Below are 24,171 nucleotides of genomic sequence, written 5' to 3' on the forward strand. Positions count from 1 at the left end.
CTCTCTCACACGATCATGGGACCTAGACACTCACATGATCAACAAGAGCCGTGCCCGCCCTGCAACCAACCCCAAAAGACTTTGCCGGAACCCTGCCAAGGGAGGGAGGGGGATGTCCGGGGAGCAGTGTGGCCACGGCAAACCCGGGATGAGTCTACTGTGGAGGGTGGTGGTCGGCGGGGACGGTCAGGGGCACCCGGGGTGTGAGACCCGCCTTGGCGTGCCGGGGTACGGGGGTCGGCGCCCACGCGCGCATCAACTCGGCGTAGCGCGGGGAGCGGGTCAGCAGTTCCTCGTGCGAGCCCAGCGCGGTTTCGCGGCCGTCCATCACCAGGACGCGTTCCGCCCGCATGGCCGAGGAAAGCCGGTGCGCGATCACGACCAGGATCCCGCCCCGCGCGGCGAAGGCGCGTTCCGCCCGCGCCTCCGCGACCGGGTCGAGATGGGAAGTCGCCTCGTCCAGCACGACGATCCTCGCCGGGCTCGCGTAGACGCGCGCCAGCGCGATCAGCTGTGCCTGGCCCGCGGAGATCTCGCCGTGCCCGAGTTCGCCGTCCAGCCCGCCGAGCCGTCGCACCAGTTCCCCTGCCCCGACGGCGTCCGCCGAGGCGAGCAGCTGCGCGTCCGTGGCCGACGCGCTGAACAGGCCGAGGTTGTCCCGCACCGTCCCGGCGAAGACGTATGCCTCCTGCGGGATCAGCGCCACCAGCTGGTGCCGCAGCTCCGCGGGGACCTCGCGCACCGGGACGCCGCCCAGCAGCACCTGACCCGCCTGCGGTTCGAGCAACCCCGTCAGCAGCCCGGACAATGTCGACTTGCCGATACCGCTCGGGCCGACCACCGCCAGATGCGCGCCGAGCCCGAGATCGAGGTCCAGGTCCCGCACGACCGGTTCCGCCGCCGCGCCCCATCCGAACGTCAGGTCCCGCACGTGCACGTCGAGCCCCCGCGGCCGCGCGTGCCCGTCGACCGGTTCGGGCACCTCCGCGGTCTCCGCGAGGCGGCGCAACGCGACCATCAGCCGCAGCACGACCGTGGTCGCCGTCGACGCCAGGCCACGCAGCGCCGGCTCCATCGTGGTCGCCAGGTACACCAGCGCGCCCAGCGCCGCGCCCGCGGTCAACGTTCCGCGCTGGACCAGGCCCGGCGCCAGCAGCAACGCCAGCACCAGCGGCAGGAACGCGCCCAGCCCGATCACCGCGGCCCGGAGCGCCCCGGCCTGCGCGACTCGCGTTGCCGCGCGGGCCTGCGCGTCGACCGCTTCGTCGATCGTCAGCGCGGCAAGGGGTTCCGCACCACACGCGACGACGTCCCGCATGCCCGAAAGCACCGCGCCGACCGTCGCGGCCGCGTGCTCGTCCGCCAGCGCCAGCGCCCGCTGCCGCCGCGCCAGCGACGGCAGCAGACAGGCGAACACCGTCACCGCCACCAGCACCGGCGCCGCGACCGGGAGCATCAGCGCCCCCGCCACGGTGACCAGGCCGGCGAGCGCGGCGACCGTGGTCACCACCATCCCGCGCGCCTGCACCAGCAACCCGCCGGTCGCGTCGCGCACGACCTCGACGTGCTGGGTGATCCGCGCGACGCCACTCGCGTCGGCGCTGTTGCGCGGCGGCGACGGATCGTGCAGAACGCCCCGGACGACAGCCCGCACCAGCGCGTCCCGCAACGGCTCGACGACCTTACCCAGCTGCCGCCACACCAGCCGCGAGCCGAACGCGCCGAGCAGCGCCACCACCCCGAACAGCCCGAGCCACAGCAGCCCTATCCCGGCCCTGCCCACTCCGAACCCGCGGTCCACCGCAAGCTCGACCAGCCTGCCGGAGAAGAACGCCGGCACCCCTTCCAGCACCGAACAGCCCAGCAGCACGACACCGCCGCGCCATTGCTCCCGCAGCACGGACCGGTACAGCCGCCGGATACTCACGAGCCGACCCGCGCTTCGCCGGGCACCTGGTGGGCAACGCGAACGAAGCCTCGCAATGGTGCGTTCACGGTGCCGCCTCCACAACCCGCGGGACACCCGCACCCGATCGGATGGTCACGTTGCCTCTTCCATCTCCTCGGTGAAAACCCCTCGATAGCCCGGCTCCCGCCACAACGCGGTATGCGGTGCCACCGCGCGGATCCGGCCGTCCTCCAGCCACAGCACCAGATCCGCCCGCGAGGCCGTGCTCGCGCGGTGCGTCACGACGATCCGGGTCCGGCCCGGCAGCGCCGAGGCCATCGCGTCCTCGACCGCCAGCTCCGTCACGGTGTCCAGGCTCGCGGTCGCGTCGTCCAGGATCAGCACCCTCGGGTTGTGCACGATCGCCCTGGCCAGGCCGAGCCGCTGCCGCTCCCCACCGGACAACGGCGTCTCGTCGAGCGGTGTCCGATACCCCTGCGGCAGCCGGACCACGACGTCGTCGACCTGCGCGGTCCGGCACGCGGCACGGATCGCGCCCTCCCCCGCCCACGAGCCGTAGCCCACCGCGTCCGCCACCGTTTCGCCCAGCAGGGCCGGCCGTTCGAAGGCGTACCCGACGACCGCGCGCAGTTCCTCGGGCCGCAGCAGTGCCAGCGGGCGTCCGTCGAGCAGCACGGCGCCCTCGTCCGGTCGCACCAGCCCGCCGAGCACGCCGGTCAGCGCCGACTTGCCCGCGCCGGACCGGCCGACCACTGCCAGGAACGTCCCCGCCGCGACGGCAAGGTCGACCTCCTCCAGCGCGCCCCGCACGGTCACGTGCCGCAGCTCGATCCGGCCCTGCCCTGGCAGCAGCCCGAGCTTCCCGGATTCGGGCACCGGCTCGTCGAGCACCTCGGTCAGCCGCTCCGCGCTCGACCGGGCCCGGGAAAGCGTGGTGAGCATCGGGATCTGCGCGAGAATGCCCAGCCCGAGTGCGACATAGCCCAGCACGGCCAGCATGTCGCCCACGCTCAGCCGCTTCTCCATGACCCCGAACCCGGCCGCGGCGAGCACGACGATCTCCACCGCCGGCAGCAGCAACGCGGCCCGCCAGACCATCTTGGCCTGGGTCCGCCAGATACCGCGCCCGGCCAGGTTCAGCCGCGGCAACGGCCGCAGGACCCGTTCGGCCTCGCGATCGGCGATCCCGGCGGCGGCGATCGTCCGCAGCCCGGCGACCGCGTCGAGCATGCGCGCGCCGAGTTCACCGGACACCCGCTGGTAGGCGAGGACGTTCTCGGCGCTGTGTCGCAGGTGGACACGCGCGAGCAGCACCGCGAACGGGATACTGCCGAGGAAGACGAGGGCGAGCCGCCAGTCGAGCAGCGCGAGCAGTACCACCGCACCCGCGGAAAGCAGCGTCCCCGAACCGAACTGCACCACGACCGGCACGAGAGCGCCCGCGCTGGTGCAGTCCCCGGCGAGCCTGCTGACGGCGTCCCCGTCGGCGAACGGCGAGCGCGTGCCCAGTTCCAGGAGCCGATCGGCGAGGCGGCGGCGCAGCCACGCCGTCGCGGACGCCGTGATCCGGCCGACGAGCATCCCGCTCAGGACATCGGTGGTGAGCTGGGCGGCGCCGAGCAGGAGCAGCCAGGTGACCTCCGGCCAGCTGCGGTCGCCCGCGACGACGGCGTCGACAGCGGCCGCCAGCGCGCCCGGAAGGGCGAGCCCCGCGGCGGTACCGATCAGGGCCCCGCACACGACCAGGGCGAGCCTGGCGCGGTCACGATGAGCCAACGCGGCCAGCAACCGATCAGCCGATCGCGTCATCCCACCCCCTAAGACAGTGGCCGGAGTCCCCAAGAACGGGCGCAAACTGCAGAATGAAGGTGCGGGAGCGGCGCACTTGGCCTGTGCCGCTCCCGCACCTCACATCATTCGTGCTGCCATCGCGCCTTACTCCGAGGCGTCGACCTCGCAGGTCAGCAGGCTGAGCGCGCTGTGGCTGCAGTGGGTCAGCAGGCTCAGGTTGCTGCCGCCCCCACCGTGGCCTTCCATCGCCTCGGGAGCCTCGAGCGACTGCAGCTGAAGAACGAATTCCATGGTGTCCCTCTTCCTTTCGTTTTTTCCTGCTCCACCGGTCAGGCACGACCGGAGGTCTGAGGGGACGGCGTCCTGCCGAGGAACGGCAGGACGGGAGTGCCGTCCAGTACGGCCGACAGCGCGAGCAGAATCCCCGCACCGCCGGTGTTGACGTCCATCGAGAGCCGCAGCAGCTGGTTTCCGGGGAACGCCAGCCCGCCCTTGAACGGGATCGCGTGCCAGGCCAGCCGCGCCAGATGCCGGTCGACGGCGTCGCGGGTCCGCTGATCGGGTTCCGGGTCGCAGGCCAGTGCGGCGATCAGGCCACTCCGGCCGTAGCAAAGCCCCGGGTAGATGACGAACTCGCCGCGGCACGCCTCACGGAGACCGGGCAGGTTCTCGCAGGCGGCCGCGTCCGGCTCGTGCCGCGCGAGCTGCTCGGCGACCATCAGGATGCCGGCGCTGCCGATGCCGACGTAGGGCAGTGTCCTGGCCGTGCCGTCCCGGACCTGCAACGACCCGTCGAGGGTCGGTTCGCACTCTTCGAGGTCGCGGCGCAGTGCCTGGTCGGCGAACGACAGCCAGGCCCGCTCGCCGGTGCGCTCGAACAACCGGATGAACAGCAACGCCGGCCCCGACCAGCCGGACAGCAGGCCGGCCCTGGCGAACTTGCCCGGCGGATCGGCGGTCTCGAGCGCGTCGGCCAGCCGGACGGCGGTCTGCAGCGCCTGCCGTCCGAACTCGTTGTCCTTGCGTTCGAGCGCGAAGTGCAGCTGGGTGAGGCCGATCCCGGCGAGACCGCGCTCGATCCCGTGGTCGGCGGTCTGCTCGACCAGCGCGGCGGAGGCACGGAGCAGCTCGTCGGCCACCTCACGGTGTCCGAGGTTCTCCAGCACGTAGGCCACGCCGTACGAACCGTCGAAGAAACCGGGACGCGTCGGGCGGTCGCGACGAACCGCGTCGATCAGCCACTGCTCGTGTTCGGGATACCGGCCGGCACCCGCGACGTCGAGCGCGTGCAGCACGCCGGCCGCACCGACGCCGAAACACGCGCCGCCGCCGGGCCGGAACTGGTCGATGTCCCCGGGGAACAACCGGTCGGTACGGTCCGGGGTGGCGCTCGCCAGTATCGCTTCGGAGATCTGCTTGCGGACCAGCACCCAGTCGGGCTCCGGCTCGTCCAGCGCCGTGTGCGCGCTCACCGGCGTGCCCGGTTCCACCTCGCGGCGTCGCACGAGCGTGGCGTAGCACGCGTCGACGTACCCCTCGGGCAGCGGGAAGCGGCGCTGGATGAAGTCGAGGTAGCCCCGCAACTTCGACGGCGAGAGTGCCAGCAGCTGGACCAGCGGAAGGAAGAGCCACAGCTTGATCGCGGCCAGCGCGTACTCGTCGATCTCGGCGCCGACGCGGTCGGCGGGGGCGCGGAAGCCGGGGGCGCCCAGCGCCGTCCGCTTGGCGGTCGTCAGATCCGCGGCCAGCTCGAAGTCGATCAGCGCCGCGGTGTCGTCGTCCGAGACCAGGATGTTCAGCGCGTGCAGATCGCCGAAGAGGACCCCGCGCTCGTGCACGGCCTGCACCGTCCGCTCCACCTGGTCCAGCAGCCCGAGGGCGCGGGTGGTGTAGGCGGCGAAGTCGTCCTCGCCGGGGTCGCAGCGGGTGAGCGGGTAGTTGGCGGCCAGCCACTTGCCCAGCGAAACTCCCGGCATGTACTCCATCGCCAGGTAGTGGTGCTCCCAGACGGTGAACTTTTCGTGGACACGCGGGATGCCGGGAATGCCGGCGAGCCGGTCGAGGACGGCCTTCTCCCGCTCCAGCCGCGCGACCGCGTCGGCGCCCACCTCGTCGAGACCGGCGTGCGGCCTGGCCTCCTTGAGCACCACCTGCTCGCCATCGGCCTTGCGGTTGGCCAGGTAGACCCCGCCGCCATTGGAGAAATGCAAGGAGCTGGTCACCCGGTAGGGGAACTGGTCGGGATCCCCTTTCCCACGGTCAGCGGCGCTCTCGGCCAAACAGGGGGGAATCTTCACCCAATCAGGGACAGAGAAGGTGGGCGTGCGCTCATCCGGTATCAACGTCCCGTCGGGCTTGCGGATCGCGGGCACCCGCTTGCCGCCGTGCTCGACCCACTGTTCGGCGAATCCGCCATAGCGGACGTACAGCGGTCCCGCCCCATAACGGAGATCGCTGAGAATATAGGCACCCGTCTCACCGGCGAGTTCGGCCGACAGCTCATCGAGAACACGTTTCAGTTGGTTATCGCCGTCCGGGTAAATGGTGATCAACTTTCCACTGCCGGACCGCGGCGCGTATTTGGCATTCTGGGCGAGCAGGATCATCCGCGAGCGAAGATGCTTGTAGGAGATCCGGCGGCCGACACAGTACTCGTGCACCCGGGCCAGCACCCGGGTCGCATTGTCCAGACCAGCGGAAACGTGGATTTTCCAGCCCTGTGGGGGAAGTTTCAGACCATCCGGGTGCAGGATACGCCACACACCGTGCCGTCGCTCGCTCCAGCCGCCGGCCGGCAGCGGCAGCAGCCGCGCGAAATCGTCGTCGGATGATCCGGTTTCTCGTTGTTCGTCGAAGAACAGCGGATCGGCGAAGCAGAACGCTTCGTACCGGACATCCATGGAACAGCCCCTCCATACGTTCGCCCGACGCACCCCGCGACGCCGGGACTGGGATATTCCCCCATGCCGGACGCCTCTGGGCCAATCCTCCAACCCGGGGGTTCAACTGGGCTGATCAGGCTAGGCAAAAGTAACGCCTACCGCCGAGTACAGGAACCCAGCGTAATTCCACCGGCGCTTCCAACCACCCGTTTGTGGTGTAACGCGAAGGTTTTTTCAGCGTCCCCGCTGGTCCGATCGGGGACCTCAAGAATGCCACGTCGAATTGGCAGAATGCCATCAACTCCATTTTGTGATTTATTCACCCGATGCCCTCGTGCAGGGCGAACACGGCGCTTCTCACGAAATGCGAACACGTGGCGGGCGACACCCGCGCGCACCGGCGCGGCGGAACCGGCAATGCCGACGGGTACGTTGTAGCCCGATAGGCCGGAAGGAGGAAAGGGTGATCGTCGGATTCTCGGTGACGGTCGCGGTGTGCGCGCTGCTGACCGCGCTGGCCGCCTTCGTCCAGTCCGCGCGCAACCGGCTCCCGGACCGCCCGCTGCTCGGCGCGCTCGCGGTCGTCGAAGTCCTCCTGGTGGCCCAGCTGGTGATCGGCGTCGTGCAGCTGGCGAGTGGCGAACACCCCGGCAGCCTCGCCACCTACCTCGCCTACCTGATCGGCTGCCTGCTGGTGCTGCCGGTCGGCGCCGCGTGGGCGCTGGCCGAGCGCAGCCGGTCGAGCACGGTGGTGCTGGGCATCGCCAGCCTGGCCGTCCCGGTGATGGTGTTGCGACTGATCGAGGTGTGGCATGGCGCGAGTGCGTAGTACGGCCACCGGCCCCGGCCGGGTCCTGGTCGCGGTGTACGCGATCTTCGCGCTCGCCGCCACCTCGCGTGCCGGGGTGCAGATCGGCACCAAGTTCCACGAGGCGCCGCTGGCCTACACGCTGTCGGCGTTCGCGGCGGTGGTCTACGTGGTCGCCACGATCGCGCTGGCGAAGGGCGACCGCTGGCGGTGGGTGGCGACGGCCGCCTGCACCGTCGAACTGCTCGGCGTGCTGGTCATCGGGACGCTGAGCATCTTCGACCGCGCCGCGTTCCCCCAGGCCACCGTGTGGTCGGTGTACGGACAGGGTTACCTGTTCATCCCGTTGGTGCTGCCGGTGATCGGGCTGTACTGGCTGCGTCGTGCCGCGCCCGCCCGCGTCGGCAGTTGACCGTTAGCGCCGCACGCAGTCGAACAGGATTCCGGATCCCGCCGCGTCGGGTCCGATGCGCTGTGCCGGGACCGGGACGCAGGCCTTCGTGAGCCAGCCGATCCGCTGTCCGATCGCCGCCGTGCCGTTGTCCCCGGCACCGCCCGAGGACGGCTGCGCGCCTTTCATCCGCCGCCCGAGGTCGACGTAAGCCTGCGGCAGCAGAACGAATCGCAATTGTGCGCTGTCGACCCATTGCCGCAATTGCATAACCGTCGGCGCCGGATCGAAGCCGAGATATCCGCCGAGTGGCGCCACTCGCGCGTCCGTGTGCAGCAAGAACGGGTCCGCACCATAACTGCCGCCCTCGACGGCCATGGTGATCCGCGCCGCCGGCGCCTGGGCACGCGCGTAGTCCAGGATCTGCGCCTGTCCGGGGCCGAGCCGGGTGGCATCGTCGATGAACCGCAGGAACGCGGTCTCGATGTCCGAAGAATCCTTTGCGGGGACCAAGGTCCGCATACTGCCCAGTACGGCTGTCCCCGCGGGCCCCGCCGTCGGATCTCCCGCTTCCAGCACGGTGATCGGCCGCGCGGCGGTTTCCACGGCGTACGCGGCGGGACCGGCCACGATCGCCGGCAGTCCGGCGATCACCGCTACGACTCGTGCGCGGCGCTCACGGACGAGAGCACTGATCACCGCGAGCGCACCCAACGCGAGGACGGTGTAGCGCAGCCAGGGCAGCCACGTTGGTGTGCGGTCGAGAAGCACGTACGCGGTCAAGGCCGTCCCCGCGACAGCGGCTGGCAGGACGAACCGGGCGCGTCCGCCTTCGCGATGCCACCGCCAGGCCGTCGTCAGCCCGGCGGCCGCCAACGCGGCGATCGCGGGAGCGAGTTCGGCGGTGTAGTAGCCGTGGAAGATGCCGCCGGTGAAGGAGAACACCGCCGCGCCGACAAGGAGCCAGCCGCCCCAGAGAGTCCAGCCCGCGCGCACTCGCCGTGTCGCGCCACGCGCCCGGAACGCGGCGACCACGAGCGCGGCCAGCGCGAGCGGCAGCAGCCAGGCGATCTGCCCACCGAGTTCGGCGTTGACCAGGCGCAGCGGTCCCGGTGCCCCACCGAGGTCTGCACCGATCGCGCTGCCGTAGGCCCCGCTGATCCCGCCCCCGTCGCCGAAAAGCCGGGCGAGGCCGTTGTACCCGAAGACCAATTGCCAGACGGAGCCGTCGGTGGTGCTGCCGACGAACGGCTTCGCACCCGGCCACACGCCGACCAGCACCGGCCACGACAACGACACCGCGAGCGTCACGAGCCCGGCGAGCCCGATCTTGGCGAGACGCCTGCCGCGCGACTCTCCCGCGCCGACGAAGTACGCCACCGCGAACGCGGGCAGCACGATCCACGCCACGAGCATCTTCGTCAGGAAACCGAGCCCGGCGAACACCCCGGCGAGCACGAGCCAGCGCGTACTCGTCTCTTCGATCGCGCGAGTAAGGAAGTACGCGCCGATCACCAGGAGGAGCGTGAGCAGTGTGTCCGGCAGATTGTCCCTGCCCACCGCGGTCACGATCGGTGTCAACGCGTAGAGCGCGGCAGCGAGCAACGCGGTGTACGGACCTGCCCAACGGCGTACGACCCGGTTCAGGGCGAGCACCGCCCCGACCCCTTCCAGCGCTTGGACCCCGGCGATCACCCACGGGTGGAAGCCGAACGCCCAGACCCCGACCGTCTGGGTCCAGAACGCCAGCGGCGGCTTGTCGACCGTGACGACCCCGGCCGGGTCGAACCCGCCGAAGAAGAACGTCGACACGTTCTGGGACATCGAGTGCACGGCGGCGACGTAGTACGGCTGCAGCGTGTGGCCGGCCGGTGCCCATCCCCACAGCACCAGCGCGAGGAGCAGGATCACCCCCAGCACGATCCCTTCCCCGCGGACCACCTGCCGCACGTCCGCCGTCTCCACCACCGCCATGACCCGCCCCGTTTCTCCCCACCGACGAGGAGAAAGCTAAGGCCGGAGCGGGCGCGAGATCGTCAAGCCGGGGATGGATTCCGGCGCGGCGGGGGTCGAGAAGCGGCTCCACCCGAGGGTGGAGTTCAGGGCATGACGGCGAATTCGGTGAACCGCCCGCAGTCCTCGAAACTGAGCTTCCGGTAGACCGCTTCACCGTCCTCCGACGCCTGCAACACCGCGATGTCGAAACCGGCCGCGCGAGCGGTGTGCAGGGCGGCGAGCGTGATCGCGCCGCCGAAGCCCCGCCGCCGGTACGCGGCGAGCGTCGCGATGTTGTAGATCCCGGCGACGTCCGCGTGCAGCACCACCTCGGCGGCGCAGACCGGATTTCCTTGGTGGTACCCGATCAGCAGCCGTCCCGGACTGTCCGGCGCGAGCGCCCGGCCCGCGACGCCACGGTAGAACTCGACGACGCCCGGCGCGGGCGGTTCCCAGTTCGCCGCCAGGATCGCGGCGAACGCGGCGAGTTCGCCCGGCCGCGTCACCGGGCGGATGTCCAGCCCCTCGACGGGTTTTCCGACCGGGACTGCGGCCAGATCCGCCCACATCGCGGTCTCGGACTCCGACTCGGCCAGCCCCGCCGCCCGCAGCCGCTCCGACAGGTCATCCGGCGCCGACGTCGGCCCGACCCACCACGAGAAGGAGCGCCCGGTCGCGCGCAGCGCGGACACCGTCTCGGCGATGCGGGCGTCAGCCGTTTCGGGGGCGAAACGCGCGGCGGCGACGAGGTTGAAGGTGTCGTCGTCGATGCCGCTGTCGGCGATCAGCAGGTCTTCGGCCCGGGTGACACGGGCACCGGGCAGGGCCGGGTGCAGGTAGCAGGCGTGCTCGGCGAGGTTGCGTTCCATCCGGTCGAGCAGGGAAGTCGGGGCCATGTGCCCCAGCCGATCATGGATTGCCCGGCGCGGCCAACCGGTTTATGTCGCGTTGACTGTTTCCAGCCTGCGCCCGGTGGTGCGCGGGCCCAGCAGCGCGACGTTCAGCGCCACCAGCACCATCGCCGCCGCGACGACGGTGAACAACGTGCCCGCACCGGCGTCGTGCAGCAGCGGCAACAGGACGAACGGGAGCGCGCCGCTGGAGATCCGCGACAGCGAGTAGGTGCCGCTGGTGGCCGTGCCCCGCACCGCCGTCGGGAAGATTTCCGCCTGGTAGATGTGGAAAGCGTTCGAGAAGACGTTGCTCAGCACGGTGTAGCCGAAGCCGAAGACCAGGATCATCCAGGTCGCGGTGGCCAGCCCGAAGGCGAGGCCGAACGCCGCCATCGCGATCGCCGTCCCGATCACCAGGTACTTCCGCTCCACGCGCTCGACGATCGGCAGCGAAAGCGCCGCGCCGACCGGGTAGCCGAGGAAGGTCAGCGCGCTGAACAGCAGCGACTGGACGATCGGGAAACCCTTGGCCACCAACACGATCGGGGCCAGCGTGCCGAAGCCGTAGTAGCCGAAACTCTGCAGCAGGTGGAACACGGTCATCATCACCGTGCGGCGCCGGTAGGGCGGGACGAACAACGCGCCGACGCCCGCAGACTCGGCGGGCACCGCGGTTTCGGCGGCCGGTTCCGGAAGTTCCGCGTGCGCCGCGCGGGCGTCCGCCTCGAAGCGCGCGACCACCGCCTCGGCTTCTTCCTTGCGCCCCACCGATTCCAGCCACCTCGGGGACTCCGGCAGGCCGGATCGGAGCAGGAAGACGACGACCGCGCCGAGCGCGCCGAAGACGAACATCCAGCGCCAGCCCGCGATACCGAGCGGCGCGGCGGGGACCAGCCAGCGCGCGAGAAAACCGCAGAGCGGGACGGCGAGGAACGACAGCGTGTACGCCCACGCGGTGTACCGGCCGCGGTGTTTCGGCGGCAGGAGATCACCGAGGTAGGTGTCCGAAACAGGCGGTTCCGCCCCGATTCCGATGCCCGCGAGGAACCGCGTGATCACCAGCATCACCGGCCCGGTGCTGAACGCTCCGAGCAACGAGAACACCGAATAGACGCCGAGGCTGAGCATGAACGCGCGACGGCGCCCGAGCCGGTCGGCGAGCAGGCCCATGCCGATCGCGCCGAGGAACATGCCGAGGAAGGCCGAGGCGAGCAGCAGCGCGAGCGCGTCCTTGCCGAGCTGCATTTCCTTCTGCAGCACCGTTCCCAGCACTCCGGCCAGGAAGATCTCGTACATGTCGAAGAACAATCCGAGTCCGATCGCGACAGTCGCGAGCCGGTGCTGCCGGGTGATCGGCAGGCGATCCATCCGCGCCGCGATCGTCACCGTGCCTGCCCCGTCCGCCATCGCCTGCCCCTCCTGTCCACTTTCTGGGATAATCGTTGCACTATATGGGACGCTGGTTCTACCGTCGAGAGCATGACGACAGCGGATCGCGCTTACGGCCAGGGCCACGCGGAGAGCGTCGTACGGTCCCAGCACTGGCGAACGGTCACGAACTCGGCCGCGTACCTGGCCCCGGAGCTACGTCCCGGCCACACCCTGCTCGACATCGGCTGCGGCCCCGGCACGATCACCGTCGACTTCGCCCGGCTGGTCGCCCCTGGTCACGTCGTCGGCCTTGACATCTCCGAAGCGATCCTCGAACAGGCCCGCGCCAACGCCGATGGGGAGAACGTCGAATTCGTTCTGGGCGACATCAACCACCTCGACGCGGCCGACGACACGTTCGACGTCGTGCACGCGCACCAGGTTCTGTTGCACCTCACCGATCCCGTGGCCGCGTTGCGGGAAATGCTGCGCGTCGCCAAGCCCGGCGGCGTCGTCGCGGCCCGCGACACGGACTATTCGGGCGCGATGTGGTGGCCCGCCGATCCCCGGCTGGAGCGCTGGCGCGAGGTGTACCGCGCCGTCTCGTACGCCAACGGTGCGGAACCGGACGCCGGACGCCGCCTGCTGGCCTGGGCGCACGCCGCGGGCGCCACCGACGTCACGCCCGGCGCGTCCATCTGGTCGCATTCCACCCCGGCCGAGCGGGCGTGGTGGGGCGGCATGTGGGCGGACCGGATCCTCGATTCCCGCATCGCGGAACAAGCGGTCGAAGGCGGCCACGCCACCCGCGGCGAATTGGAGGACATTTCCGCCGCCTGGACGGAATGGGCCGCGCATCCGGACGGCTTCTTCGCCATCCCACACGGCGAGATCCTCTGCCGCGTCTGATTCGGGGCGGGGCGAGTGCCGAGGGACGCCCCGGGTGCGCTGGGTGCGACGAGGGCGTCCCTCGGTGCGTCGAGCGCACCGAGGGCGTCCCTCGGCACCCGTCGGCCAGCAGCTGACCCCGGCTGGGACCGCGGCACAAAAAAACGTGCTGGATCCCGATGTCGGGATCCAGCACGTTCCGGATGCTGCGGGTGGGTGCGGGTCAGCCGTGCAGGGCGCTGCCCGCCTGCCAGGCACTCCAGTCGATGGCCCAGTCGCCGTGCCCGTTGTTGATGTTCAGCTGCGGGCCGCCGGAGTTGGTCACCTCGACGACGTCACCGACGTTGAAGTTGTCGAAGAACCACTTGGCGTTCTCGGTGTTCATGTTCAGGCAGCCGTTGGAGACGTTCTGGCTGCCCTGCACGCTCACCGTCGCCAGGTTCTCGTGCAGGTACTCGCCGTCGCCGGAGATCTGCACGTCCCAGTTCTCGGGCGCCTTGTAGTAACCCGGCTGGCCCTCGCACACGCCGTAGGTGCACGAGTCCATGATCATGTGGGCCTGCTTGCCGAGCACGGTGTGTGTCCCGTTGAACGTCGGCGTCGGCCCACGCGGCGGCGTGTTGTCGGTCTTGCCCATGCTGATCGGCGCGGTCTTGACCAGCTCGCCGTTGTGGAAGGCCTGCATCTGGTGGGTGTTGCCGTCCGCCTTGGCGATCCAGGAGTCATGCACCTTGTACGTCGCCGAGATGTCCGGGCCGCCGTAGACGCCGCCGCTGATGTCCTGGCCGAACGTCGTGGACTCCAGCTTCACCGTGGAGCCGGCCTTCCAGTACGACTGCGGCCGGAAGTGCGCCTCGCGCTTGTTGACCCAGTACCAGCTACCGCCCTGCTCGGGCGAGGAGGTGACCTTGAGGGACTTCTCGACGGCGGCCTTGTCCGGGACGTCGCGGTCGAACTTGACGCCGATGACCAGCCCGACACCGAACGTGCCGTCGGACGCCGGCTGCAGGAGCGTGGGCGTCACGACCCCCTTCGGCGTGAGCGTGTGCACCTCGCTCCGCTGCTCGACAGGCTTGCCCTCCTTGTTCACCGCGGTGGCGACGACCTGGTACGTGGCCCCGTAGCGGAGCTGGTCGTCGCTGGTCCAGGTGATCTTGTCGGCGGAAAAGTCGCCCTTGACCGTATTGCCCGTCTGCGGGTTCGTGACCGTCACCGACTGCAGGGTGCCGTCGCTCGCCTTGATCACGATCGGCGAGCGCGGGCTCAGCTGATCGCTCCCTTGACTGACGACCGCGACCTTCGCCGCCGGCACCACGTTCGGCGCCGACTGCGCCACCCCGACCACCTCGGTCTGCCCGCCGCACGCCGTCAGCAGCAGCGCCAGCGCACCCAGACCCGCGATTCGCATCCTCTTCACGACAGTTCAGACGTCCCTGCCCCCGTTTGCGTTGTGCGATCGCCGGAAGTTTGTCGACCAGTTATCTTCACGGCCGGATTTCCACGCAGAGCGACCATGCCCCGCCGGTGGATCACGCACTGTGTCCACAGTAGACACGAACCCGGCGCGCCGGAGATGTCCAGAGGCGCAAGTGCACACTTCACCCTCCAAAGGGCACAGGCCCACGTGGACCTGCCTCAGGCCCGGGGAACCGCTGGCTCCGCGCCCGTGGAAATCCGTGTCTCCATCTCGGCGGCCACCGGCCGGGAATAGACCCGGAGGAAGGGGACGACGACGGTCAGCGCGAGCAGCGTGAACACGGCGAACGCGACCCTGACCCCCGCCCACTCCGCCAGCAACCCGGCACCGAAGCCGCCGAGCGGCACCGAACCCCACCCGAACAACCGGGCGACGGCGCTGTACCGGCCCATCATCGACTCGTCGACCAGCGTCTGGCTGACGGTCCGGGCGTTGACCACCCACAGCCCGCCGCCCAGCCCGCCGAGGAACGCACCGACCGCCACCACTCCGACGTTCGTGCTGATCGCGGGGAAGGCGACCATGGCACCGGTCAGGAAGATGTTGGCGAACATCACCCGCCGCCGTCCGAAGAACCGGTTGGCGGGGGCCACCAGCACCGCTCCGCAGGTTCCGCCGACACCCAGCGCGCCCACCAGCAGGCCGTACGCGGCAGTGCTCACGCCCATGGACGTGGTGGCGTACAACGGCATCAACGCCAGCCAGGCTCCCCACAACGCGTTGAGCACGGCGACCAGCAGGGTCATCACGCGCAGGACCCGTTGTTCCCACAGATACCGCAGGCCCTCGGCGATCTGCGCGTGGATCGCGGGCCGCGCCGCCTCGACGTCGCCGGGGCCGGTGGCCCTGGCCGCCCGGAACCGGCCGACCAGGAAGATCAGTGTGGCCGCGGTGATCGCGTAGGTGATCGCGGTGGCGCCCAGCACGATTCCGGTTCCCGCCGCCACCAGCAGACCGCCGAGGAACGGCCCGATGAATTCGTTGCAGACCGTTTCCGAACCGGTCAGCCAGGAGTTCGCTCGTTCCCGTTTCGGCCCGGACACCACCGAGGGCAGCAGCGCGGCCGCGGAGGTCAGCGCGATCACTTCGGCGACTCCGAGGATCACGCCGCCGGTGTAGATCATCACCAGGTTCAGCGCGCCCGCCGTCACCGCGACGAGGAAACCGCCCACCACCGCGACCCGGACGGCGTTGGCCAGCCACAACAGTTTCCGCCGGTCCCCGCGGTCGACCAGGACACCGACGTGCAACGCCGTGAACAACCACGGCAGCATCAGGGTGGTCAGCACCCCGGAGATCAACGCCGGTGAAGTGGTCAGCGAGGTGGCGATCAGCGGTAGCGCCACCTTGAGCACGCCGTCGGCGAGGTTGGTGGCCGCGGTGAAGACCACCAGCACGGCGGTGTTCCGCGTGCTGGGATCGGCGGAAGGGACGACCACCTCCGCTTGTGCCGGTTTCGTCATGACCGCTCCCTTCCCTCTTCAGCTGGTCCTTCGAGCGGCCCGGACCGGGACGCCGACGCTGGTGAACGCGGTGTGTGCCCGGCGGGTCAGGTCGTCGAGTGCTTGACGTTGCCGCCGACGGTCCGCGACCGCTTCCTCGAGCGTGCGGAGCCGGAACCGCAGCCGATGCCCCGGCCTCGCCTGGCCCAATGTGGACAGCCCCGCCCGGGTCACGACCGCGATCACCGCATAGCCCGCGGTGATCGGATGGGAGCGGCGCAACACCAGCAGTTCGTCCCCCGGCGGCAGTTCGACCGCGCCCGCGGGCACCCCTTTGGACAACAGATCGGTCCGGGCGACCCCGGACGGCGCCGGGCCGTCCAACCGGACGCCGACGTCGTCGCTTTCGGACTTGACCACATAGGTGGCCGTGGTCAGGGCCGCCGCCACCGACTCGTCCGCGTCCGGGCCCGCGGTGATGTCGATGGCGAGCGGGTCGGGAAATCGAGGCCGGTGGGCGCCGAGTACGAAGACGGGATGGCGGTCGGGGCGGTAGCCGTCGCGCACGTCGATCGTCGCGCCCGCGCGCAGCCAGGTGCGTACCCCGAGTTCCGGCGCGGCGGCGCAACTGCCGAGCGTCCGATCGACGCGCCAGTCGCCGTTGACCGCGACGTAGGCTCGCAGACCGCCGCTGAGTCCAGTCAGTTCCACCGGCTCGTCCGCGCCGACGCACAGGGGATCCCAGGTTCGGCGGACGGACCCGCCCGCGGTGACAGTCACCGGCGCTCCGGTCACCGCCAGAAACGCTGCCTGATCCGTGGTGAACGCGAAATCCGACGCCGTCACTTCGATCAGCGGCGCGTTTTCCGCGTTGCCCACCAGGATGTTGGCCACCGCCGCCGAGTACTGGTCGGCGGCGCCACCCGCCGGGATGCCCTGTCTGGCCAGGCCGGGCCTGCCCAGATCGGTGACGCCGGCGAGTCCGGCTCGCCGCACCCGGATCATCGCGGCCGGCCCGAGGCATCCGGCCAGCCCGCGGCGGGGATCGGCACGAAACGGAACCGGTCACCCGGCCGGTACGGCGTCATGGGGTCCCGAGCGGGATCCACGAGCCGCAGCGGTGTCCGGCCGATCAGCCGCCAGCCGCCTGGCGAAACCACCGGGTAGATCACCGCTTGCGTGCCGGAGACGGCCACCGACCCGGCGGGCACCGTCGTCCGTGGACGCGAGCGGCGGCTCACCCGGCCGGGAAACGGTGAGCCGTCGAGCATCGGCGCGCCCGCCGGGGCGCCGAGGAACCGCACCACCCACTCGGCACCGCTGTGCAGCCGCGCCACTTCGTCCTCGCTCAGCCCGAGTTCCCCGGCGACGTCCGCGAGATCGGGACCGTGCTCGCCGCCGTAGCCGACCGGGATCTCGAAGCGCTGGAAAACCCTTGGCACATCAGGGTTTTCCAGCGTGTCCGCAAGACAACGGATCCGGTTCGCCAGCTCGTGGTGCCCAGTACGCACGCAGTCGAACGCGACGAGCAGGCTGTCGTAGGTCGCGACCAGATCACACAGCCCGGTCACGCCGGAGGCGTCGAGGGCGTCGGCGAGACTCTGCACGGTGTGCCACGCCGATCCTTCGCCGGGCCGGACCAGCAGTGCCGAGTCACCGTAAGGCTTGATGTCGAGCTTCATCGCGCGCCCCGGTTCGTCAGCACGTCCGCGAGCGGGGCGATGCGTACTCCGGCCTGGTGCAGCGCGGCACGGACCCCGCGCGCGAGTTCGACCGCGCCCGGAGTGTCGCCGTGCACCAGCACGGTGTCGCACGTGATCGGGAGGTCCCGGCCGGTGACGGTGCGCACCACGCCGCCGGTGACCGCCCGCACCACTCTGGTGGCCACCTCGGCGGGATCGGTGATGACCGCGCCCGGTTCCCGGCGCGGCACCAGCGTGCCGTCGTCGCGGTAGGCGCGGTCGGCCAGCATGAGGATCGCGACCGCCAGCCCCGCCCGGCCCGCGGCTTCGGCGAGCACGCCGTCCTGGGTGACCACGGCCAGCGAACGGTCGTAGGCGGCCACCGCGTCGACAACGGCTTCCGCGTACGGCCGCTCGGTCATCGCCAGGTTGCCGAGCCTGCCGTGCGGGGTCACGTGTCGCAGCCGGATGCGGCACGCCCTGGCGAACGCACCCAGCGCGCCGAGCTGGTAGAGCACGTCGGTCCGCACCTCGCGCGGGGTGAGTTCCATGGCGCGCCTGCCGAAACCCGCCAGATCCGGGAACCCGGGATGCGCGCCGACCCCGATCCCCCGGCGGGCGCACGCGGCCACCGTCTCCTCCATCAGGCGCGGGTCGCCGGCGTGGAAGCCACAGGCGACGTTCGCGGAAGAGACGATGTCGAGCAATTCCGCGTCGTCGCCCATCCGGTAGGCGCCGAAACCTTCACCGAGGTCCGCGACCAGGTCGACCCGCACCGTCTTATCCGCCGGTGTTTTCGATGAGCCGGGCGATCGCGTCGATGCCGCGCCGGATCCGCTCGGGTGTTTCGGTGCCGACCGAGATGCGGATGTAGTGATCGCAGGATTCCCCGTACGCGATTCCGGGCACCACGCTGACCCCGGACTCCCGCAGCAGGCGCTCGGCGAAGGCGTCCGATCCCAGCGTCGAATTTCCCAGCGACGCGAACAGGTAGAACGTCGCCGAGCCGGGCAGCACCTCGATTCCCCGTTCGGCCAGCCAGCCCGCCACCTCGTTCCGCGTCGCGACGACGTCCTGGATCTGTGGCCTGGTGCGCTCGATGAGCGTGTCGAAGTGCTCGGCGAGGTAGCGCGTCAACGGCGTCGGCGCGCAGGTGATCAGGTGCTGGTTGACCTTCAGGATCTGCTCGATCAGGGTGCGGTGCGCGATGACGTAACCGACCCGCCACCCGGAAATGCCGTAGTTCTTGGACATCGAATTGATTGTCAGCGTGTGCTGCTTGTCAGGGTCGGCGGCACCACAGGTGACGAACCGGGTGCCGGGCGGCACGAATTCGTTGTACGCCTCGTCCACCACCAGCAGCAGACCGTGCCGTTCGGCCAGTTCGTGCAAAAAGCCCAGTTCGGCCGCCGTGTAGACGCGACCGCTCGGATTGTTCGGGTTGTTGACGATGATCGCCCGGGTCCGGCTGGTCACGTACCTGTCCAGCTCGAAGACGCCGACGTCGTGTGGCACCGAGACCGGCACACCGCCGCAGAGCCAGACCTGCGTGGGATAGCTCAGCCAGGACGGTTCGAGCACCACGACCTCGTCGCCGGGTTCCACGGTCGCCAGCAACGCCAGGTAGATCGCCACCTTGGAGCCCGCGGTGATCAGGATTTCGTGGTCGGGATCGACGGGAAGGCCGAACTCGTCCCCGTAGTACTTGGCCAGCCGCCTGCGCAGTTCCGGCAGGCCACGGGAATGCGAGTAGTGGTGCAGTTCTCCCGGCTCGAAATCGCCGAAATCCGGTGCGGGCACGTCGAAGAACGACTCGCCGAGCGACAGCGTGATGATGTCGTGGCCGGTCGCTTCGAGGTCGTAGACCAGGTTGTTGTACTTGATGGAGATCGCCTGGTCGACCGTCTCCACCAACGCGCTGGGCCGCAGCGGGCTCATGCCGTCCATCAGGCCACCTTCCTCGTCTGTCCGGTTCCCCAGACCACGTTCTTCGCGGTCGTCAGCGCGGTCAGGCCCATCGGGCCCCGCGAGTGCAGTTTCTGTGTGGAGACCCCGATTTCGACGCCGTAGCCGAACTCGCCGCCGTCGGAATAGCGGGGCGAGGCGTTGACGAACACGCTGCCGGAATCGACCTCGCGGGCGAACCGGTTCGCCACCGCGATGTCCTGGGCGACAATGCCTTCCGCGTTCCCGGTGCCGTACTCCCGGATGTGCGCGATCGCTCCGTCCACATCGGACACCACCCGGACCGCGAGCACGAGGTCCAGGTACTCGGTCGCCCAGTCCTCGGCAGTGGCGGCCACCGCCTTCGGCCACGCCTCGCACACCTTGGCGCAGCCGCGGATCTCGACGCCGGCCGCGGCCAGCTCGTCCAGTGCCCGGGGCAGCCAGTCCGCCACCAGATCCTCGTGCACCAGCAGGGTTTCGATCGCGTTGCACACGCTCGGCCGGGACGTCTTCGCGTTGACCGTCACCTCGGTGGCCATCTCCCGCCGCGCGGAGGCGTCGACGTAGAGGTGGCAGTTGCCCGCGCCGTCGATCACCGTCGGCACGGTCGCGTTCCGTTCCACCGAGGCGATGAGGTCCGGGCCGCCCCTCGGCACCAGCAGGTCGACGTAACCCTTGGCGCGCATCAGTTCCAGCGCGGCTTCCCGCGAAGGGTCGTCGATCAGCTGCACGGCCGCGGCCGGGACGCCGGGGTGCGCGGCGATCGCGACGTCCAGCGCCGCCATGATGGCGCGGTTGGTGTGCATCGCCGTCGAAGATCCGCGCAGCACGGCGCAGTTCCCCGATTTCAGGCACAGCGCGGCCACCTCGGCCGTGACGTTCGGGCGGGCCTCGTAGATCACCGCGACGACGCCCAGCGGTTCCAGCACCCGTTCGATGCGCAGGCCGTTCGGCCGGGTCCAGCCCTCCACCACCCGGCCCGACGGATCGGGCAGGTCGATGATCGTCCGGATGGCGGCGGTCAGCCCGGCCGCCCGCCGCTCGGTCAGGGTCAGCCGGTCCACCAGCGTGGCCGAGGTGCCCGCCGCTTTCGCCGCGGCGACGTCCTCGGCGTTGGCCTCGATGATCGTGCCCAGCCGCGTTTCGATGGCCGTCACCATGTCCCGCAGCAGCGCGTTCTTCTTCTCCGTGGTCAGCTGCGTGATCACGGCCGAGGCCGCGACCGCGTCCCGGCACTGATCCAGCACGGTCATTTCAGTCCTCTCCGATGCGTACGTAGTCGGAACCGGCGAGCAGTGCGGTGCCCGGCGCACAGCCGAACTCGACGGTGTCCGCGGCGAACCGGATGCCGCCGCGGGCGAGCAGGCGCTGGTCCGGACCCCTCAGGTCCACGACGTCGCCCGCGCGGAACCGGCCGCGCGCGGTGGTGATCTGCACCCGCCGCAACGGTTGCCGGTGTTCGATGGCCAGCTGCCCGGCCGGGCCGCAGGTGATCGCGCCCCTCGGCGGAGTCCGGAAAGCACGCCACAACCGGCCGGCCGACGGCGGAGTGCCGCGGATCGGGCGCGGCGCGAAGTCCGTGCCCACCGCGACACCGCGGTGAGCGTCGATGAGGACGGCGGGATCGGCGGTGTCGGCGATGACGGTGCGAACCCCCGCGTAGGTGGCGATCCAGCACGCGGCCAGCTTCATCCGCATGCCGCCGGTGCCCCCGTCGCCCAGCGAATCCCCTGCCAGGGCTTCGAGTTCCGGAGTCAGCGAGGGCACGTGGCCGATCCGGCGCGCGGTCGCGCCCAGCATCGGGTTGCCGTCGTAGAGACCGGGCACGTTGGTCAGCAGCAGGAGGAGCTCCGCGCGGAGGAACCCCGCGAGCAGCGCGGCGAGGACGTCGTTGTTGCGAACGCCGAGCGCGTCGTTCTCGTTGACGACCGGCAGGAAACCGTGCCCGTGCATCTCGTCGAGCAGCGCCCGCACCCGCGCGCCCCGGCCCGGCTCGATCAGGTCGTGCGGGGTGAGCAGCACCTGGCCCGTCGTCAGGCCACTGGCGGCGAAACGCTCGCGCAACGCCGGGTAGAGCACGCCCTGCCCCAGTGCGGCGGCCACCTGCTGGGCGACGTCCTCGACGGAGGACGCCACTTCGGGATACGCGGTGCGGCCGACGGCGATCGCGCCCGAGGCCACCAGCACCGGCGCCAGACCGGCTGCGATGCCACGCTGGATCGCCGTGCAAAGCCGGTCGACGCGCTGGGGATCCACGCGACCGTCGGTGATCAGGGAACTGGTGCCGATCTTCAGCACGACCCGGCTGCCGGTGTTCACGCCGCGTCCCGCAGGCCGAATCCGGCGATCGCCACGGCCACTTCCCACGCGGCCGCGTCCCGCAGCACTCCATGGTGGTCGGTGTCGACCGTCAGCACGCTCGGCCCGCGGAACCGGCCCGCCCATTCCTCGCACTCGCTCGCCCGCAGGTCCGCGCCGACGATCAGTGCCGCGACCGGCAGCTCCGCCGCGCTGGCGTAGGCCTCGCCCATCCGGGCGTGCCTGGTGTAGGCGCGCCATCGCTCTTCCAGCGCGTCGGCGGGGATCGGCTGTCCGATCGCCGCCAGCCAGGCGGCGAGCACCCGGACGCGGAACGCGGGCTCGCCTGCCACTACCGGCAGGCCCGTGGTGAACGCCGCCGCGAAGGTGTCGAACAGCTCGTCCTCCGCGGTGGGCGGATACCCCCCAGGTGGCGGAGAATCCAGCAGCACCAACGGTTTCGGCGCCTCGCGAGCCATCTCGTAGGCCACCAGCCCGCCCATCGACCAGCCGCCGAGCAGGTCCGGCTCGATTCCCTCCGCTGCCAGGTCCGCCGCGAAACGTCGCGCCATGTCCCGCACGCTCGTCGCGGGTTCCTGCTCCCGGGAAGCCGTCACCCGCCACTGCGCGGGGAGCGCCTCGACGATCGCCCGGAAGTCGCTCGGGCTGCCGCCCGCCCCGGGCACCAGGTGCAGGTGCGGGCCGGTGCCCTCGCGCAGCACGACCGTGGTCGTGGTGGTGCCGTCGCCCGGCTCGTCCTCGTTCCCCGCCAAGAGGGACACCAACGCGCGCGGGGTCGGCTCAGCGAGCCATTCCACCGCGTCGACGACCACCCCGGTGGCCGCCTCCAGCGCGGCGCTGAGCCTCAGCAGGAGCAGCGAATTCCCACCCGCGGCGAAGAAGTCCACATCGGACCCCTCGGGCGGCGCGCCGAGCAGGTCCGACCACACCGCGTCCACGTGCCGCCAGGCGGCCGACTCGGGGTGCCCCGCGGGGGCGGCGGTCTCGGGCGCGTGACCGGTCCGTGCCGGGGTGGCGCGGGTACGCACCTGGACGCTGCCCACCAGCTGGTCCGGGTCGGCCGCCAGCACGGCGTCCAGATCGGTGAGCAGTGCCTCGGCGGTCGCCTGGTCGTAGCGGCCCGTGTTGTACTCGACTTCCGCGTGGTACGTGCCGTCGGCTTCCCAGGTGGAGATCGAAAAATCCGCTCTGGCCGCCCGGTTCGGGCTGGGCAGCAGGGTCAGCCCGACGTCGCCGAGCCCGAGCCCGGTGCCGATCGGCCCGAGATGGCTCAGCCCCACCGGGCAGTCGTCGGTCAGCGTGCGCCGGGTTTCCCCGGGCAGCGCGCCGAACACGAACGGATAGGGCGCGGACTGGTGCGTGAGCATCGCCCAGGCGTCGTCACGGGCGGCGGTCACGACGTCGAGCACGCGGTCGGTGTCGGCCACGTGCGCCCGGGAAAGGCACAGATTGGCGAGATAACCGACGAGCCCCTGCTCGCGCGGCGTCATCCGGTTGGCCATTTCGGTGCCGATCGTGACGTCCGGCCCGGCGCCCCCTCGGGCGAGCACGATGTGCATCGCGGCCTGGAAAACCGCGAAGGGGGTGGCGAACGTGCTTGTCGTGAGCGCCGCGATCCCTGCCGTGGCCGCTTCGCTGAAGGTGTGGCGGAACACCACGCCGGGCGCGCCGGGCACGAACTCGGCGTCGGTGGTGGCGGCCACGGTGGTGGCGGACGCGCCCGCCAGCCTGTCCCGCCAGTACTCGACGTCGTCCGCCCACCGCGTGCTCGTGGCCGTCTCCCGCTGGCCGGTCGCGTAGTGGTGGAACGGCTCCGGTTCGGTGGCGAACTCCGGCTCCCGGCCGGCGACCGCGGCGGCGTAGGCGGTCGACAGATCTTCCATCACCAGTTGCAGTCCCCAGCCGTCGAGGATCAGGTGGTGGACCGTAAGCACCAGTTCGTGCCGGTCAGCGACGCGGACGGCGGCGAGCCTCGCCAGCGGCGCGTGTTCGAGCGCCATCGGTTGTTGCTGCGCCTCCTCCGCGATCAGCCGCAGCAGTACGTCCTTGTCCACGTCGCCGGGATCGTCCACTTCGACCCGGCGCACCGGGGCAGGCAACGCGGGCCGGACCCGCAGCAGGACGTCGTCGCCCGGCCTCGACAGCGAAGTTCGCAACACGTCGTGCCGGTCGACCACGCACTGCCAGGCGGTCGCCAGCGCGGCCGGATCGATCGCGCTGCCGGCGGCCAGCCGCCAGGTGATGTGGTAGACCGACTTGTTCTTCGCCCGCTGGTGCAACCACCACATCGCCTCTTGCGTCGGCGTGGCCGCGGCGGTGACGGTCCCCCGTTCCACGTCGGTGTGCACGATTGGCCCCTTCCTCGCAGGTAACCGG

General features: G+C 70.6%; 19 protein-coding genes. 3 read left to right on the forward strand and 16 right to left on the reverse strand.

Annotated features, from left to right (window positions below):
• Positions 1 to 154: 154 nt before the first annotated feature.
• The 4 genes from ACFW0G_RS22770 to lanKC form a co-directional block, all read right to left on the reverse strand.
• Positions 155 to 1,927 carry an ATP-binding cassette domain-containing protein gene (locus ACFW0G_RS22770; RefSeq protein WP_378327372.1) on the reverse strand — a complete coding sequence of 591 codons (1,773 nt, stop codon included), beginning with the start codon at positions 1,925 to 1,927 and terminating at the stop codon, positions 155 to 157.
• A 114-nt stretch (positions 1,928 to 2,041) separates the two neighbouring features.
• Positions 2,042 to 3,718, reverse strand: coding sequence for an ABC transporter ATP-binding protein (locus tag ACFW0G_RS22775; RefSeq protein ID WP_378327373.1), 1,677 nt, complete (start codon positions 3,716 to 3,718; stop codon positions 2,042 to 2,044).
• 126 nt (positions 3,719 to 3,844) lie between these two features.
• The gene (locus tag ACFW0G_RS22780; protein WP_378327374.1) at positions 3,845 to 3,991 is read right to left on the reverse strand and encodes a SapB/AmfS family lanthipeptide; all 147 of its coding nucleotides are present in this window, start codon (positions 3,989 to 3,991) and stop codon (positions 3,845 to 3,847) included.
• 38 nt (positions 3,992 to 4,029) lie between these two features.
• Positions 4,030 to 6,600, reverse strand: coding sequence for a class III lanthionine synthetase LanKC (gene lanKC / locus ACFW0G_RS22785; protein WP_378327375.1), 2,571 nt, complete (start codon positions 6,598 to 6,600; stop codon positions 4,030 to 4,032).
• Between the two features lie 445 nt (positions 6,601 to 7,045).
• On the opposite strand from lanKC, the gene ACFW0G_RS22790 reads away from it, so the two are divergent.
• Positions 7,046 to 7,411: a hypothetical protein gene (locus ACFW0G_RS22790; protein WP_378327376.1), complete on the forward strand. Its 366-nt coding sequence runs from the start codon at positions 7,046 to 7,048 to the stop codon at positions 7,409 to 7,411.
• Complete coding sequence (locus ACFW0G_RS22795; RefSeq protein ID WP_378327377.1) at positions 7,395 to 7,802, forward strand: hypothetical protein; 408 nt, start codon at positions 7,395 to 7,397, stop codon at positions 7,800 to 7,802. Before ACFW0G_RS22790 ends, ACFW0G_RS22795 begins: the two co-directional genes overlap by 17 nt.
• Before the next feature lie 3 nt (positions 7,803 to 7,805).
• Here the strand turns inward: ACFW0G_RS22795 and ACFW0G_RS22800 are convergent, their stop codons facing one another.
• The 3 genes from ACFW0G_RS22800 to ACFW0G_RS22810 all read right to left on the reverse strand — a co-directional run bounded on the left by ACFW0G_RS22800 (position 7,806) and on the right by ACFW0G_RS22810 (position 12,076).
• Positions 7,806 to 9,755, reverse strand: coding sequence for an ArnT family glycosyltransferase (locus ACFW0G_RS22800; protein WP_378327378.1), 1,950 nt, complete (start codon positions 9,753 to 9,755; stop codon positions 7,806 to 7,808).
• Between the two features lie 125 nt (positions 9,756 to 9,880).
• Positions 9,881 to 10,672, reverse strand: coding sequence for a GNAT family N-acetyltransferase (locus ACFW0G_RS22805; RefSeq protein WP_378327379.1), 792 nt, complete (start codon positions 10,670 to 10,672; stop codon positions 9,881 to 9,883).
• A gap of 42 nt (positions 10,673 to 10,714) precedes the next feature.
• Positions 10,715 to 12,076: an MFS transporter gene (locus ACFW0G_RS22810; protein ID WP_378327380.1), complete on the reverse strand. Its 1,362-nt coding sequence runs from the start codon at positions 12,074 to 12,076 to the stop codon at positions 10,715 to 10,717.
• A gap of 72 nt (positions 12,077 to 12,148) precedes the next feature.
• Here ACFW0G_RS22810 and ACFW0G_RS22815 point away from each other — a divergent pair, with 72 nt between their 5' ends.
• Entirely contained in the window at positions 12,149 to 12,949 is an 801-nt protein-coding gene (locus ACFW0G_RS22815; protein WP_378327381.1) for a methyltransferase domain-containing protein, read from the forward strand.
• A 202-nt stretch (positions 12,950 to 13,151) separates the two neighbouring features.
• Here the strand turns inward: ACFW0G_RS22815 and ACFW0G_RS22820 are convergent, their stop codons facing one another.
• The 9 genes from ACFW0G_RS22820 to ACFW0G_RS22860 all read right to left on the reverse strand — a co-directional run bounded on the left by ACFW0G_RS22820 (position 13,152) and on the right by ACFW0G_RS22860 (position 24,143).
• The gene (locus tag ACFW0G_RS22820; RefSeq protein WP_378327382.1) at positions 13,152 to 14,336 is read right to left on the reverse strand and encodes an Ig-like domain-containing protein; all 1,185 of its coding nucleotides are present in this window, start codon (positions 14,334 to 14,336) and stop codon (positions 13,152 to 13,154) included.
• 227 nt (positions 14,337 to 14,563) lie between these two features.
• Positions 14,564 to 15,868 (reverse strand): MFS transporter, encoded by a 1,305-nt coding sequence (locus ACFW0G_RS22825; RefSeq protein WP_378327383.1) that lies wholly within the window; start codon positions 15,866 to 15,868, stop codon positions 14,564 to 14,566.
• Between the two features lie 18 nt (positions 15,869 to 15,886).
• Positions 15,887 to 16,852, reverse strand: a complete 966-nt coding sequence (locus tag ACFW0G_RS22830; protein ID WP_378327384.1) for a biotin-dependent carboxyltransferase family protein — start codon at positions 16,850 to 16,852, stop codon at positions 15,887 to 15,889.
• On the reverse strand, positions 16,849 to 17,529 hold the full coding sequence (locus tag ACFW0G_RS22835) for an allophanate hydrolase subunit 1 (RefSeq protein WP_378327385.1): 681 nt from the start codon (positions 17,527 to 17,529) through the stop codon (positions 16,849 to 16,851). The genes ACFW0G_RS22830 and ACFW0G_RS22835 overlap by 4 nt, the downstream gene beginning before the upstream one ends.
• Positions 17,526 to 18,305, reverse strand: coding sequence for a LamB/YcsF family protein (locus tag ACFW0G_RS22840; RefSeq protein ID WP_378327386.1), 780 nt, complete (start codon positions 18,303 to 18,305; stop codon positions 17,526 to 17,528). Before ACFW0G_RS22840 ends, ACFW0G_RS22835 begins: the two co-directional genes overlap by 4 nt.
• 4 nt (positions 18,306 to 18,309) lie before the next feature.
• A complete protein-coding gene (locus ACFW0G_RS22845; protein WP_378327387.1) occupies positions 18,310 to 19,476 on the reverse strand; it encodes a pyridoxal phosphate-dependent aminotransferase in 1,167 nt (388 codons plus the stop codon).
• Positions 19,476 to 20,729: a glutamate-5-semialdehyde dehydrogenase gene (locus tag ACFW0G_RS22850; protein WP_378327388.1), complete on the reverse strand. Its 1,254-nt coding sequence runs from the start codon at positions 20,727 to 20,729 to the stop codon at positions 19,476 to 19,478. The genes ACFW0G_RS22845 and ACFW0G_RS22850 overlap by 1 nt, the downstream gene beginning before the upstream one ends.
• Before the next feature lies 1 nt (position 20,730).
• Complete coding sequence (proB, locus tag ACFW0G_RS22855; protein ID WP_378327389.1) at positions 20,731 to 21,795, reverse strand: glutamate 5-kinase; 1,065 nt, start codon at positions 21,793 to 21,795, stop codon at positions 20,731 to 20,733.
• Positions 21,792 to 24,143, reverse strand: coding sequence for a condensation domain-containing protein (locus tag ACFW0G_RS22860; RefSeq protein ID WP_378327390.1), 2,352 nt, complete (start codon positions 24,141 to 24,143; stop codon positions 21,792 to 21,794). Before ACFW0G_RS22860 ends, proB begins: the two co-directional genes overlap by 4 nt.
• Positions 24,144 to 24,171 lie beyond the last annotated feature (28 nt).

The organism is Amycolatopsis sp. NPDC058986, from assembly GCF_042741125.1.
Taxonomy (GTDB): Bacteria; Actinomycetota; Actinomycetes; order Mycobacteriales; family Pseudonocardiaceae; genus Amycolatopsis.